At 34.5% G+C, this 15340-nt stretch carries 14 protein-coding genes; 9 read left to right on the top strand and 5 right to left on the bottom strand.

Annotation, left to right across the window (positions count from 1 at the left end):
• The first annotated feature begins 1 nt into the window (after window position 1).
• The 6 genes from HH304_RS07110 (at window position 2) to HH304_RS07085 (ending at window position 8083) form a co-directional block, all read left to right on the top strand.
• The gene (locus HH304_RS07110; protein ID WP_169679559.1) at window positions 2-1498 is read left to right on the top strand and encodes a M28 family peptidase; all 1497 of its coding nucleotides are present in this window, start codon (window positions 2-4) and stop codon (window positions 1496-1498) included.
• Between the two features lie 101 nt (window positions 1499-1599).
• Window positions 1600-3672: a tetratricopeptide repeat-containing sensor histidine kinase gene (locus HH304_RS07105; protein ID WP_169679557.1), complete on the top strand. Its 2073-nt coding sequence runs from the start codon at window positions 1600-1602 to the stop codon at window positions 3670-3672.
• Window positions 3673-3984: 312 nt separating this feature from the next.
• Window positions 3985-5319: a cytochrome ubiquinol oxidase subunit I gene (locus HH304_RS07100; RefSeq protein WP_408631353.1), complete on the top strand. Its 1335-nt coding sequence runs from the start codon at window positions 3985-3987 to the stop codon at window positions 5317-5319.
• A gap of 3 nt (window positions 5320-5322) precedes the next feature.
• The gene (gene cydB / locus HH304_RS07095; protein ID WP_169679553.1) at window positions 5323-6399 is read left to right on the top strand and encodes a cytochrome d ubiquinol oxidase subunit II; all 1077 of its coding nucleotides are present in this window, start codon (window positions 5323-5325) and stop codon (window positions 6397-6399) included.
• Window positions 6400-6465: 66 nt separating this feature from the next.
• Entirely contained in the window at window positions 6466-7851 is a 1386-nt protein-coding gene (locus tag HH304_RS07090) for a hypothetical protein (protein ID WP_169679551.1), read from the top strand.
• A complete protein-coding gene (locus HH304_RS07085) occupies window positions 7838-8083 on the top strand; it encodes a hypothetical protein (protein WP_169679549.1) in 246 nt (81 codons plus the stop codon). Before HH304_RS07090 ends, HH304_RS07085 begins: the two co-directional genes overlap by 14 nt.
• On the opposite strand, the gene HH304_RS07080 is transcribed toward HH304_RS07085, so the two are convergent.
• Both HH304_RS07080 and HH304_RS07075 read right to left on the bottom strand, forming a co-directional pair.
• Window positions 8078-8866, bottom strand: a complete 789-nt coding sequence (locus HH304_RS07080; RefSeq protein WP_169679547.1) for a PhzF family phenazine biosynthesis protein — start codon at window positions 8864-8866, stop codon at window positions 8078-8080. The genes HH304_RS07085 and HH304_RS07080 overlap by 6 nt on opposite strands.
• A 28-nt stretch (window positions 8867-8894) precedes the next feature.
• A complete protein-coding gene (locus tag HH304_RS07075) occupies window positions 8895-9569 on the bottom strand; it encodes an arylesterase (RefSeq protein WP_169679545.1) in 675 nt (224 codons plus the stop codon).
• Window positions 9570-9698: 129 nt separating this feature from the next.
• Here HH304_RS07075 and HH304_RS07070 point away from each other — a divergent pair, with 129 nt between their 5' ends.
• Entirely contained in the window at window positions 9699-10388 is a 690-nt protein-coding gene (locus HH304_RS07070) for an ABC transporter ATP-binding protein (RefSeq protein ID WP_169679544.1), read from the top strand.
• Window positions 10385-12928, top strand: coding sequence for an ABC transporter permease (locus HH304_RS07065; RefSeq protein WP_169679542.1), 2544 nt, complete (start codon window positions 10385-10387; stop codon window positions 12926-12928). Before HH304_RS07070 ends, HH304_RS07065 begins: the two co-directional genes overlap by 4 nt.
• Here HH304_RS07065 and HH304_RS21215 read toward each other — a convergent pair.
• The 3 genes from HH304_RS21215 to truA form a co-directional block, all read right to left on the bottom strand.
• A complete protein-coding gene (locus HH304_RS21215; RefSeq protein ID WP_271711536.1) occupies window positions 12925-13083 on the bottom strand; it encodes a hypothetical protein in 159 nt (52 codons plus the stop codon). The genes HH304_RS07065 and HH304_RS21215 overlap by 4 nt on opposite strands.
• Before the next feature lie 61 nt (window positions 13084-13144).
• Window positions 13145-14101 carry an aldo/keto reductase gene (locus tag HH304_RS07060; protein ID WP_169679540.1) on the bottom strand — a complete coding sequence of 319 codons (957 nt, stop codon included), beginning with the start codon at window positions 14099-14101 and terminating at the stop codon, window positions 13145-13147.
• A gap of 78 nt (window positions 14102-14179) precedes the next feature.
• Window positions 14180-14980, bottom strand: a complete 801-nt coding sequence (gene truA, locus HH304_RS07055) for a tRNA pseudouridine(38-40) synthase TruA (protein ID WP_169679538.1) — start codon at window positions 14978-14980, stop codon at window positions 14180-14182.
• Between the two features lie 93 nt (window positions 14981-15073).
• Here truA and HH304_RS07050 point away from each other — a divergent pair, with 93 nt between their 5' ends.
• Window positions 15074-15286 carry a DUF3185 family protein gene (locus tag HH304_RS07050; protein WP_169679536.1) on the top strand — a complete coding sequence of 71 codons (213 nt, stop codon included), beginning with the start codon at window positions 15074-15076 and terminating at the stop codon, window positions 15284-15286.
• Window positions 15287-15340: the final 54 nt, after the last annotated feature.

The following is a 15340-nucleotide window of genomic DNA, read 5'->3' as shown; positions in this document are numbered from 1 at the left end:
TATGAATAACCGATATAAACTGATCTGTATTTTTTTATTATTAACTGTCTCTGGTTTTGCTCAAACAGAAGTAGCCGACCAAATTGCAAAGTCAGTTAACTCTACAGTATCTGAAAAGCAATCAGAAGAATGGATATACAAACTGGCTTCAGATGATTTTGGTGGTAGAGGTACAGGTAGTGCAGGTATTGATTCTGCAGCTAACATGATTACATCTTATTGGAAATCACTTGGTGTTAAACCAATGGGAGATGACAACACTTTTAAGCAAGCTGTTGGTTTAAAAGAATCAAATCCTGGTGATACGTTATCAGTTTTCCAAATTGATGAATCTACGTACACCCAAGGTGAGCAATTATTATACTTTTCAGGAAATGGGACTTATAATTCAGGAATTGCCTTCGTAGGTTATGGTTCAGAAAAAGAAATAGAAGCCATTGAAATTAGTGGCAAAATAGTACTTTCATGGGCTGGATCAGAAGATAAACAGCATCCTATGGCCATGCTTGAAGCAAGTAGTAAAAAAATTGAACTTGTTAAAAAACATGGTGGTATAGGATTAATTGAATTGTATAAATCAGAAGTTGTTCCTTGGCCGATTATCATCAGAAACCTAAACAAAAAGCAAATTGTATTAGATAATGGAAATGAAAATTTCCCTTATGCATGGTTAAACTATGATAATAATACAATGCATGCGATGATGTCTGAATTAAAACAAGGGGTTGATTCTAATGCGTCGATAAAAGTTTATAGCAATTCCAAATCAATTAATGCTTATAACCTTATTGGTAAAATCGAAGGGACAGATCCTTCTCTAAAAGATCAGTATGTTGTAGTTTCTGCTCATTATGATCATTTGGGGATAGGAAGAGCAATTGAGGGGGATTCAATTTATAATGGAGCAAGAGATAATGCACTTGGTGTTGCAGGAATCATGAATGCTGCAAAATACTTCTCTAAATACCCTCCAAAAAGATCTGTCCTTTTAATTGCATTTACTGCAGAAGAAATGGGATTGCTTGGAAGTATTTGGTATGCTGACCACCCTGTTGTTCCGTTAAATAAAACAGTATTTAATTTAAATGCTGATGGAGCTGGGTATAACGATACAACCAAAGTGACTATTATTGGTTTGAATCGTACGAATATCAAAAATTACATATACAATTCAGCAAATGCTTTTGGCATTGAAGTTGGTGACGATCCTGCTCCGGAACAAAACTTATTCGATAGATCTGACAATGCTTCATTTGCCAGAAAAGGAGTGCCATGTATTAATATGGCTCCTGGAATGAAGAGTTTTAATCAGGAAATATTCAGATATTATCACAATCCTGCTGACGAGGCTAGTTCTTTAAACTACAACTACCTGGCTAAATACTGGAAAACATTTGTAGGTACTGCAGCAATGATTGCAAATTCAGATTACACTCCATATTGGATGGAAGGAGATAGTTATGAAAGTAGAGCAAAAGTGCTTTACGGAATTAATTAATCTTAAGTTAAAATACTTTAAAGCCGGTAAATGATTACCGGCTTTTTTTATGTCATAAACTTAAATTCTATTATATTTCAGCTTCATTTATCTTTCGACCAATGTTTTTAAAACATAATATTCTATTTATACTTTTGATCTTATCCTTATCAAGCCATGCGATAATAGGTCAAAAATCTGAAGATAGATTTATATCCGAGGATTCACTTCAATCAATTATTGATGAGTTACGAACCTACCAGGGGGCAACCTCTGAGGAACAATATAACTTAGCATTTCTTGGCGATTCATTGGCGAAGGTGAATAAAGACACTTTTTTCATAATTGAGTTTAAAATAGAATTAGGCTATTTATCTCAATATGATACAAAATTTAATGAAGCAATTAATTATTATGATGAAGGGTTAGCACTTGAAAAACTTTCTCGAAATTATAAGCAAAGGTTTGAGCTTAAAAGATTAAAAAGTATTGTTTATGACAGGTTGGGGCAATTTAAAATGGCAACTGACACTCTACTAGATGCACTTGGCACTGTTGTCTTAGAGAATGATACTACAAGAATGATAAATGGATATAATTCATTGGGAATTTTTTATAAAAGAGCAGGATTTTATGAGAATGCATTGAAGTATTATCTGTTGAATTATGAATTATCATCTAAAACAGGTAGTGATATTCAATATCTAATTTCAGCAAATAACCTTGCCATAATGCATAAATTTTTGGGTAATACTTCTGAGGCTTATGTTCTGTTAGATTCTGTTTTTAGACAGACAAACGTTGAATATGAATACATAAAATATGGTACCATTCACAATTTAGGCTCAATATTATCTGCAGATGGAAAATATGAAAAAGCTGAAAAACTAATAACTGAATCACTCAATTGGTCAATTGAATCAAATGATAAATACAGAATAGCTCAAAATTTGTATGAGCTAGCAGTTATTAATTACAAAACAGGAAAATACAAAAAAGCACTTGAACAGTTTAATGAGGTACTGACCAGATATCAGGTTTTAAATGACCCTGAAAAAATGATGGATACCTATCAAGAATTAACCAGAGTTCATGAAGCCCTTAACAATACTACAGAAGCACTAAGTAATTACAAAAAATATAGTTTATTAAGTGACAGCTTACTTTCGGCAAAAAAAACTGAGGAAATGGCAATGAATGAGGCCATTTTCCAGAACAAGATTCATGGAGAACAGCTAAATGCTTTAAAAGCAGAGGAAGAACTTAGTAAACAAAAGATTAACTCAAGAAATATTTATATAATTGGATTGTCGATTATTCTATTCTCTTTTATAATTATCAGCTATGTTGTGCATAGAAAAAACAGGTTAATTGCCAGACAAAAATCAGAAATTGAGAAAATGAATAATGCATTGATCAAATCCAACCACAAGATTACGAATCAGCATGACCAGTTAATTATAAAGAATAAAAAGGTTCAGGCACAGAATGAGGAATTAGAAAGTCTGATGGCTATAGTTGCTCACGACCTTAAATCTCCATTAAATAAAATTAAAGGCTTGAATGATATTTTGAACTACACAGAATTAAATGAAGATCAAAAAGATATCATTTCAAGAATTCAGAGCATCACAGAACAGGGGAGAAATCTAATTGAAGAACTTTGCTTTTTGAATAACCTGGAAGCTAACACTGACTCTGTAAATATAGACACATTTGATCCATTAGCCCTAATTGTAGAAAAGGTTTCAGAATATCAGAGTGAGGCTTCTTCTAAAAATATTGACCTAAATTATGCCATTGATAGTAAACTAAATTTGTTCAATTCTGACAGGGCATATATCAGGAGAATTATTGATAACATATTAAGCAATGCTATCAAATTTTCGCCAAAAAATTCTCAGATAGATATTTACCTTCATGGTAATGATGATATTGAATTAACCATTGCGGATCATGGACAGGGCTTTTCTGAAGATGATAAAAAGCTGATCTTTCAAAAATTCAAAAGATTATCTGCAACACCTACGGCAGGAGAAAGCTCAACAGGTTTGGGCTTGTCAATTGTAAAACTTTTGATAGATAAAATAAAAGGTGATATCAAGGTATTAGATACGTCAGGTGGTGGCGCTACTTTCAAAATTGTAATCCCGGATTTAAAGAAACTAAATGAAAAAAAATCAGCTCTGATCTAAATATTTTTTATAAAATAATATGGTGAAAATGAATTATTGATAGCTAAATTGAGTATTCAAAATAAGGATTATGAGAAACTCAGGTAGCCATAAAAAATTGTTTCTTTTGGTGATATGTTGTTCAACAATCTTCGCAATATTTAACAGGCTACCCGTCGATCATATCGAATTATTTAATCTATCTATAAATAAATGGATGAAAGCAGGCTTAGGCCTGTTTTTTATTTTGGGCACATTTAAAATCTATCATAAATAACCAATATGTTTTCTGACGTAGAATTTTTATCCCGGTTGCAATTTGCCTTCACAATAATGTTCCATTATATCTTCCCTCCATTTAGTATAGGAGTGGGGCTGTTGCTGGTAATCTTTGAATCTAAGTATATAATAACCAGAGACAAAGTCTATGAAAAAATAACCAGATTCTGGATAAAGATTTTTGCTGCAAATTTTTCAGTCGGCGTGGCTTCCGGAATTGTAATGGAATTTGAGTTTGGAACAAACTGGGCACAATATTCCAGGTTTGTTGGTGATATTTTTGGCTCTCCATTAGCCGCAGAAGGGATATTTGCATTCTTTCTTGAATCAGGCTTTTTGGCAATACTACTTTTTGGTTGGAACAGGGTGAAACCTGGAGTCCATTTATTTTCAACGATCATGGTATCTCTTGGGTCAATGATGTCAGCATTCTGGATTGTGGTTGCAAATAGCTGGCAACAAACCCCAGTAGCTTATGAATTAGTTGAGTTTAATGGTCAAATGAGAGCAGTAATAACCGATTTCTGGTTAATGGTTTTTAACCCATCAGCTATGGTTAGGTTTAGTCATGTCTTAGTTGGAGCTTTTATCCAAGGTAGCTTTCTTGTAATTAGTGTTTCAGCCTACTATCTGTTAAAAAATAAATACGTTGAATTTGCCAAACGGTCTTTAACTATTGCTCTTATTATTGCTACCATTGCCTCTCTGTCGCAATTAGTTATTGGTCATGAACATGGCAAAGTAGTTGCAGAATACCAACCTGCAAAACTTGCAGCTTACGAAGGCCTTTATGAATCTCAAACTAACGCCCCGCTGTACATTGTTGGTTATACCGATCCGGATACAAAGAAGACCTATGGTATTAAAATTCCTGGTATGTTGAGCTTTTTGATCCATGGTGATGTTAATGCTGAAGTTAAAGGGTTAAACACCATTCCGGAAGAAGACTGGCCACCAACAGCAATGGTTTTTCAGTCTTATCATATAATGGTTGGCCTAGGAATGCTTTTTATTGCTCTGACATTGTTCAGCTGGGTACTTTATTTCCGGAAGAGACTATTTACAAATAGACTGATGTTGAAAATATTTATGATTAGTGTCATCCTGCCAGTAATTGCAAACCAGTTCGGGTGGGTTTCAGCTGAAAGGGGTCGCCAACCGTGGATTGTCCAGGGGCTATTACGAACCAGAGATGGACTTTCAAAATCTGTGTCGGCTGAAGAAGTAATCATCTCTTTGGTACTCTTTTTTATCGTTTACATTCTTTTGTTCTTTGTCTGGTTATATGTCCTTGATAAAGAAATAAAACATGGGCCTGAAGACCATCATTCTCCGGAAGCAGGTTACCAAAGTGAAGAAAATATTGCTGAAACCATTTCAAATTTATAAGCCATGGATTTTAATGTTATCTGGTATGTAATTGTCGGAGTCTTATTAATGGGATATGCTATTCTCGATGGATTTGATCTTGGTGTTGGTATTCTTTATCTATTTTCAAAGGGAGATCATGACAGAAGAATTTTATTAAACTCTATCGGCCCGGTCTGGGATGGTAATGAAGTATGGTTAATAACAGCTGGTGGAGCATTATTTGCTGCATTTCCTGAAGTATATGCCACAGCATTTTCAGGCTTTTATCTACCTTTTATGCTTCTTTTAATTGCTCTGATATTCAGGGCAGTCAGCATTGAATTTCGAAGTAAAGAAGAAAGTAAAAGATGGCGCAAGAATTGGGATATAGCTTTTAGTGCCGGTTCAGTTGTTGCTGCATTACTTTTCGGTATTGCAATTGGAAACATTATAATTGGAATGGCGCTAGATCAGGAAAAGATTTATGTTGGTTCATTTCTTGACTTAATCACACCATATACATTTTTAACCGGAATATTTAATGTTGTAATGTTTGCAATGCATGGAGCGATATACTTAACAATTAAAACTGAAGGTAAGCTCCAATTGCAAATTAAAAAGTTAGCATATAAAGCTTTCGGGTTATTTGTCATTCTATTTATCCCTTTAACTGCTCTTACTTTATTTGAAAAGCCAGAAATGATTGCAAACTTTAGTTTTGGAAATGTTGAATTACCCGGGACTAAACATGAACTAATCGAAGAACATCAATTTGCTATCTCAATCATAGCCTGGACTGTCGTTCTTCTTAATATCCTGAGTATTATGAATATTCCCCGGATGCTAAGCAAAGATAAATATATCAGTGCTTTTTTAAGTTCTGCCTGTACAATGGGTGCATTAATAATGCTTTTTGCGCTTGGTATATTTCCAAACATGATTATTTCTTCAATAGACCCTTTAAATAACCTTGATATCTATAACGGATCAAGTAGTCAATACACTTTACGAACAATGTTTTTTGTTGCTATTTGGGGAATGCCTTTTGTAATTGCTTATACAACTCTGATATATTGGACTTACCGTGGAAAAACCAAGCTAAATGAATCCAGTTATTAAAGCAGTGTAACTAAACGCACAGAAATAAAATGATTAAAGGGTGATCATTGCAATAAAAAAAATGCGATGAGATCAGCATTCTTAATCTTTTTGTTATTACCCTTCATTATTTACGGACAACATGAATCTGACACCATCAATCAAAAAGATGAGGAACTAAAATCACTTAGTGACTATTTTTCAAAAGGAAAAATCAAGGGTCATTTTCGCACCTATTTTATGCATACCAATAATAATGGCGAGCTATCTGATTATCATGCATTAGGTACAGGGCTAGGAGTAGGTTATGAGACTGCCAGCTTTAAAGGTGTAAAAGCAGTAATAAGTGGTTTTATTATTCATAATATCACTTCATCAAATTTAAATACCCCAGATCCTCTAACTGGTATATACAACAGGTATGAAATAGGACTATTTGATATTGAACATAGAGATAATAAACACGATCTAGACAGACTTGAGGAACTTTATATTACCTATTCAAATAATCATCATGAAATAACATTTGGAAAGCAGTTTCTGGAAACTCCTATTTTGAATGCACAGGACAGTCGAATGCGTCCAAACCTTTTTGAGGGAATAGTATATGAATATTATAATCCTGATAAATCTATTAATTGGGAGGGTGGTTATATTTATCGATTCTCACCACGGTCTACGGTAGAATGGTATAAAACTACCGAAACAATAGGGCTATACAACAAAAATTCTCATGAAGAAAATGAAGGTTTAAGACCTGATTCTAAGGGGGTTATTTATGGTAAAATTGGAATTAAGCACAACAGTTTCAGGGCTGAACTGTGGGATTTTTATTTTGAAAATTTAATCAATAACTCATTGTTTATTTCTGAATATGATAACAAGCAATTCAAACTAGGGTTACAGCTTTTTCATCAAAAAAGCGTTCAAAGCAAATCTTTCGAAGAATTTTATCATGAGCATGACCACTCAGCATCATATATCTCAACAATGGCTGGGTATAAACTTACTAATGGAATTATAAAAATAGCATACTCAAGAATTGGTAATAAAGGGCAATACCTGATTCCAAGAGAATACGGCAAAGAGAAAATGTATACTACCATGCCCAGAGAGAGACTTGAGGGAATTGCTGATGCAAATGTTTATTATATAGCTTCAGAGTTTAAAATATCTCACAAAATTAATCTTCGTACCAGTGCAGGATATTTTGATATTCCTTCTCCGTCAGACGCTACAAAAAACAGGTATGGTTTACCTTCATTTTATCAAGGGGTAATTGATTTCCAATACCATTTCACAGGCTTTCTTGAAGGAATGGAAACAAGATTATTATTAACAAGAAAGTTTGATGCTTCAAATAATACTGAATTAGCATATGAAATAAACAGGGTCAACATGACGAATTTCAATATAATTCTAAACTATCATTTTAATCAAAACAAACCTTATCAATACCATGGACACAAATAAATTAAAATCACTATTTATACCAATCGTTCTTTCGCTGACATTAGGCCTGGCTCCTTTTTCGTCTGAACCTCATATTATTGGAAAATTGAAATGGATTGCCGGAGGGGCAGTTGGTATGCAACTAATAGATTGGTTTGATCTGGTATTGCATGGTGCTCCATGGGCATTGTTAGTCATAACAATAATCAGGTTATTTCTTCAGAATAAAATCAACAAAGAATCAAAACTATAATTCTTTAAGGTTCCCTTCAGAATATAATCTATAACCAGATCTGATAAGAACCCGGCCATCATTAACTTCACCCTTAAAAAAACCACCTCTTTGACTAACTTGAATAGCTGTTAATGACTCTTTCTTTAAGTTTTTAGCCCAGAATGGAAATAAGGCTGCATGTGAGGACCCAGTGGCCTGATCTTCTAATGCCTGGACATGAGGCACTATTGTTCTACTGACAAAATCTACTTCGTCTCCGGGTGCAGTAACAGCATAACCGAAAACCTTAATTTTTTTGAGTTGTTCAAAATCAGGCTTCATCTTTGCAACCTTTCGTTCTGATTCTAAAACAACGATATGCTTGTTGTTAGTTTTAAAATAACTTTCAATTTTAACACCTAGAGCATCTTCCAATCCCTTTGGAGGTTGATCACGCTCAGATTCAATTGTATCGAGATCAATTGAGCATTCGTTATTTAAATACTTTTCACCATTAATAATTCCTCCAGCAAAATTTAACTCAACTTTTCCTGGTTCATCCAATAAAAAAGGAATGGCACCAAACGAGCCATGTCCACACAAATCAATTTCAGCATCAGGAGCAAACCATCTCAGATGATACTCTTCGTTAAATTCATCATGATAGATAAAGGTTGTCGCAGGCTGGTTTAATATCCGAGCATATTCCTGCATCTCTTCACTTTTGAGTGGTACTGTTACATGAACCACTGCGGTTGTATTTCCTTTATAATCTTTATTATCAGTAAAAGCTGATATAATTGAATATTGTAAATTTTTCATGTTGGTAATGGGATTAAGGACCAGGGAGTCAAAGAACTTTTTCAGTAAGAATCCTTGTTACGTTCTCTGCAGTAATACGATGGCCTTTCACATTAGGATGAATTCCATCTTCCTGATTAAGGCTATCTATTCCAGCTACATTTTCTAATAAAAATGGAAGTAAAGTGACATTTTGTTCTTCTGACACTCTTCCAAAAACACTTCGAAAAGCAGCACTGTATTCAGGCCCCATATTTGGAGGAACCATCATACCGGTTAGTAAAATCTTAGCATGAGGAGCTGAAGACTTCACCTTTCTGATTATCTCTGTCAGGTTTCGATAAGTTTCATTTACCGGAATACCTCTTAAACCATCATTTGCACCTAATTCAAGTACGAAAATATCAAAATGAGAGTTATCTAATACCCATTCTATTCTCGAAAGACCAGAAGCAGTAGTTTCTCCACTGATTCCGGCATTAATTATAGCATATTTATAACCTAATGAATCTAATAATTTACCAGTAACAGATGGAAAAGATTCATCGGAACCTACGCCAAGCCCGGCAGTTAAACTATTTCCAAAAAAAAGAATTGAACTTAATTTTTTATCCTTTTCCATTACTTCGGATTCACTTTTCTCTTCCTCAGAATTTTTGCCTTGTTTTTGATTTGAACTTTCACCGGCACATCCGGTTATAAATCCAATCAATATTATTATCATGAGTTTATTCATAACTCCTGAATACCATTTATGAACTATATTCTCCAAACAACTAATATTAATAAGTGGTTAAAAGTATGATTGATATATTTAGATTATCAAGTTAATATAAATCGTAGATTATCGCACATGACTGATATATTAAGAGTTCAAAAGCTGAAGAAAGTGTATAATTCAGGAGATCATGCCCTGACTATCCTTCACGATATAAATTTCACAATTAAAAAGGGTAGTAGCTGTGCTATTATTGGTCCAAGTGGTAGTGGTAAAACAACACTTTTGGGTCTATGTGCAGGACTCGATTCTGTTACTGAAGGTATTATCGAGCTCGATGGCTATATAATAAATGAAATGACAGAAGATCAACGAGCTGAACTTCGTAATAGAGAGGTAGGTTTCGTATTTCAAAGCTTTAACCTTATACAATCAATAACTGCACTAGAAAATGTGGCCATTCCTTTAGAGTTATTAGGAAAAAAACATGCCCTTGAAACTGCTATGGAATGGCTTGACAGGGTAGGGCTGGCAGATCGTGCATCTCATTATCCTTCTCAGCTTTCGGGTGGTGAGCAACAGCGTGTAGCTATTGCCAGAGCTTTTTCTAACGAACCTAAAATATTATTTGCTGATGAGCCAACTGGTAATCTTGATATTGAAACCGGTAAGAAAATTGAAGATCTGATCTTTCAGATGAATACCGAACAGGGAACAACTCTCGTAACTGTTACTCATGATCAAACATTAGCAAACAAAGCCGATAGAATTCTTGAAATGAAAGGCGGTAGCATTGTATCAGATAAAATGACTCAGATAGCATGATCAAACCAGGTAACAAGTCATTAAAATGGAAAGTGCTAATGGCCTACAGAGATGGAAAAAGGTCAATTGGTAAGTTAATTCTTATTGTAAATGGTATTATTCTGGGCATTGCAGCGCTTGTGGCAATTAACTCTTTTAGTGCATCATTACAAAAGCAGGTAAACGATGAGGCCAAAGCTATGCTGGGTGCTGACATTGAAGTAACATCTCGAAATAGTAAAGTCCCGGAAGATGTATTTCATCTTGCTGATTCTCTGGGTATGGAAATAAGTGAGGAAATAAGGTTTGCTTCCATGGCATACTTTCCAAAAACCGGAGACTCAAGACTAGTTAATATCAGGGCGGTTGAAAATACTTTTCCCTTTTATGGAGAAATAGAAACTTCTCCAATGGGTATGGGTAGATCTTATAATTCAGAAAAAACTGCTTTAGCTGAACAATCTTTAATGAAACAGTTTAAAGCTCAACCTGGAGATATGGTAAGAGTAGGTAGCAGGGAATTTAAAATCTCGGCAGCCATTACTAAGGTTCCGGGGCAATCTGATTTCCAGAGTTCCATAGCTCCACCTGTTTATATTCCAATGTCAGAATTAGAAAGTACCGGCTTAATAAAGTTTGGTTCTAGGATCACATATAAAGTATACTTAAAATATCCAAAGGGTTTTGACTACAATCTTTTTACTGATTTAATTAAGCCCAGACTAGATAAGCTCGACGTAGGTTATGATGATGTGGAAGAGAGAAAGCAAGAACTGGGCGAAGCGTTTAATGACTTAGGGGGATTTCTTAACCTGACAGCTTTCATTGCACTACTTTTAGGGTGCCTGGGTGTTGGTTCTTCAATTCATTCATATCTGAAAGAGAAGAATAATCAAACTGCAATATTGAGATGCTTAGGAGCTACAGGTAGAACTACAATGCAAATTTATTTGATCCAGATCCTCTCTGTTGCATTTATTGGTTCTTTGGTTGGCACATTACTGGGAGTACTTCTGCAATCCTTTTTACCATTGATTATAAAGGACTTCATCCCGATAGATATTGCTATGGAAATTCATATTCCTTCAATATTTGCGGGAATAGCAACCGGGGTAATTGTGACATTATTATTTGCAATGATTCCATTAATAAAGTCTAAACACGTTTCACCATTACAAGCGATACGTTCGTTTATTCAACCAACGAAAATTCCTAAAATCCATTATTTATTATATTTTTTACTAATATTATTTGTATTCCTTTTTACATTTTATCAAATGGGATCAGCCGTAAGAGCTATTATTTTCACCATGGCTATTATGATTTCATTTGGGATTTTATGGTTGGTGGCTCAAGGCATTATTTTCCTGATTAAAAGATTCTTCCCAAAAAGATCATCTTTCATCTGGCGTCAAGGACTTGCAAATTTATTCAGACCAAATAATCAGACTACTGCTTTAATCATGTCTGCAGGCTTAGGAACAGCATTACTTTGCACTATATATTTAACCCAGGACTTGCTGATCAGTAAAGTTAACGGAGCAACAAGTGGTGAACGTCCAAGTATTGTAGCTATTGACATTCAAACCAGTCAATTAGACTCTTTGGAAACAATGACCAAAGAAAATGGTCTTCCGATAATTAATTCGGTTCCTATCGTTACAATAAAGTTACATAGCATAAAAGACAGACCAATAGTCGATATCGAAAAGGACACAGCTTCTGGAATAAAGGACTGGGTATTAAACAGGGAGTACAGAGTGACTTACCGTGACCATTTGATAAATAGCGAGGAAGTTGTTGAAGGTGAGTTTACAGGAATAGTTAAAAAAGGTGATCCTGTTAAAATTTCTCTTGATGAACGAATAGCTGAAGACATGAAAGTCGAGGTAGGAGACAAACTTACTTTCAACGTTCAAGGTGCTTATGTGGAGACTGTAGTTGGAAGTTTAAGAAAGGTCGACTGGCAGAGAATGCAAACAAACTTTCTGGTTGTATTTCCTGAGGGAGTATTAGAAAATGCTCCAAAATTCCATGTTTTATTAACACGAGCAGAAACTCCTGAAGAAACAGCAAACTTCAGGAACATGGTATCCAAAACGTTTCCAAATATTTCAATTATCGATCTTAATCTGATTATTAACACTCTTGAAAATATAGTAGACAAAATATCATATATAGTATATTTTATGGCCTGGCTGTGTATTTTGACAGGTGTTATGGTACTTTATTCTTCAATCAGATCATCAAAAGATCAGCGACTCAGAGAAAATGTGCTTTTAAGAACGATCGGGGCAAACAAAAAACAAGTCAGGGGAATAGTATTTACTGAGTACTTGATCCTGGGAAGTCTGTCTGCATTTACAGGAGTATTAATTGCTATTCTTGCGACATGGTTATTATCATATTTCAGTTTTGAAACAGATTTCAATATTTCAGTTTTACCAATAATTCTGGTTTTCCTGATTATTTCAAGTTTAATAATCCTGATTGGTGTATTAAATTCAAGAAGTGCTACAAAGAGTTCTCCATTGGAGGTATTAAGGACAGAAGCAGTCTAGAATATAACCCACATCAGAATAAGCAAAATGGCAAGTACTATTGCCACATATTTGATTATTGGGGATTGCTTTGGAAATTCATATTTGCAAATCGGGCAGATATCAGCCTTTTCATCAATATCCATTGCACAAGAAGGACATTCTTTTGTTTTCATATTAAAAAATTAAAACCCGGAACTTAGATTCCGGGTTAAATTAATATTTACATTATTTAATTCAAACCATTTCCCAAAGGTCTGTCATTTCATAAGGACTTCCCTCCATGGTCCAGAAGGATCCGTCAACATATCTATAGCTATCACCAATTGAATTAATTTTATTCATCAACTCTTCAGAGATTTGAATATCGGCAGCTTCAAGGTTAGTTTTCATATGCTCAGGGTTAGTTGATTTTGGAATAACAACAGTCCCCCTGTTTACAGCCCAGGCAATCATTAATTGAGGCACAGGTATTCCCAATTCCTCCGCAACCTCTTTTAAAACAGGGTGCTGAAACATATTTGGCTCATCATCTTTCTTCATCTGAACAGCACGATCTCTTGATCCTAAAGGAGAATAGGCTGTCATATTAATATCATTTTCTTTGCAGAAAGAAATCAGTTCATTCTGAGGTAAAAGGGGATGAAGTTCCACTTGATTCATTTCAGGTTTATGTTTTGCAACAGATAAGACCTCCTTAAGCTTAGTCGAATTAAAATTAGAAACGCCAATGTGTTTTGTTAAACCACTTTCCAATGCCAGTTCCATACCATTCCAGGTTTCAGTCAAAGGCACCTCATTTAAGGAAGCAAAATCATCGCCTTTCTCCGGAAAGACAATTCCATCTTTCAAAACAACTGGCCAATGAATCAAGTAGAGATCCAAATAATCTAATTGAAGATCAGCAAGAGTTTGTTTAAGAGCAGGAATTACATTATCTTTTTTATGAGCATTATTCCAGAGTTTACTCGTTATCCAAAGATCCTCTCGTTTTACTATTCCATTATCAAATAAATATTTGAAGGCATTACCAATCTCCTTTTCATTTTGATAAATCGCCGCACAATCAATATGCCTGTAACCCATTTTTACCGCTGACACAACAGCATCGTAAACTTCACCCGGAGCTGATTTCCAGGTTCCCAGACCTACGATTGGCATTTTATCATTGTTAGCTAAATTGATAAATTTCATTTGTTGTAGTGTTTAGAGTGATAATTTAAGTTACTTAAATCAACATGGAATAAGCGCTAATAGTTTCAAAATCTAGAACTAATTTAACTTTTCCTGATCAAATGATATTTCATATAAATTCAATCCTGATGAAGGAGCAACATACCTTTTATGATTAGTTTCAGTTAAATCAAGGTATCCTTTAAATTCATCAAGGCTAATCTTTTCCATACCAAGTAAAGCAAGCGCTCCAACCATCATTCTAATCTGGTATCTCATAAACCCTTTTCCCCTGATTTTGATAATCCATGATTGCTCCGGAAAGAAATTAGCAGTATAAACGGTATTATCTTCAAGAATGATTTCATCAATTTTCCGAACTGTATCACCTTGTGCCACTGAACTATGACAGAAATTCATGAAATCATGTTCTCCTTTAAAAAATTGAGCTGCTTCTTTCATCAATTCAACATTTTTTAATTCAGGAAAATAGGCCATATGAGCCGCTGAGAAGGGGTGAGGTTTCACTCCAGTACAAAATAAATAGTGATACTCCTTTTCTTCAGCATGATGGATAACATTAAACTTAGGTGATACTGGTTTAACATCAATTGCTCGAATATCAGGCGGTAAATTGATATTGAAATCACTCAAGAATTGATCAATATTAAGTTTTTCATTTATAAAAAGTTCAAAAGCTGCACCAGTTGCTGACACCATAGAATCCGTTCTTCCCGCGGCAAGGACTTTAAATTTCACATCCGGAAAGATAAAATTCAGAGTTTTTTCTACCTGCTCCTGAACAGTTTTAACACCTGGTTGCCTGGCCCAGCCATGATAACGGAATCCAAGATATTGTAATGTAATCAGGTAATAGTACTTTTCGTGGTGAAACCCCATTTGTTATATTTCTGGTAAAATTTTAATTTGAGATAAATAAATACTTAGTTAGTTTTGACTTTCTATTGAAGATCAAATTTTAAAAATAAAGATATGAAAAAAATTATCGGAGTAGTGCTTATCGTAATTGGATTAGTCCTTTTATATACTGGTTACAATAAATATGAAGAATCTACCGGATCACTTTCTATTGGAGACCTTGAAATTTCATCTTCAAACAAAGAAGGAACAACTACAGCATATATGATGTTTGGAGGAGCAGTGGTTGCGTTGATCGCTGGTGGAATGATGGTTAAGAAATCTTAAGATATTATCTAATCTCGACAGCAACTTATACAATACCGGAATATTTTAATAACA

It is taken from the genome of Marinigracilibium pacificum (assembly GCF_012926615.1).
GTDB lineage: Bacteria > Bacteroidota > Bacteroidia > Cytophagales > Cyclobacteriaceae > Mangrovivirga > Mangrovivirga pacifica.
This window is presented reverse-complemented; position numbering and strand designations above follow the sequence as displayed.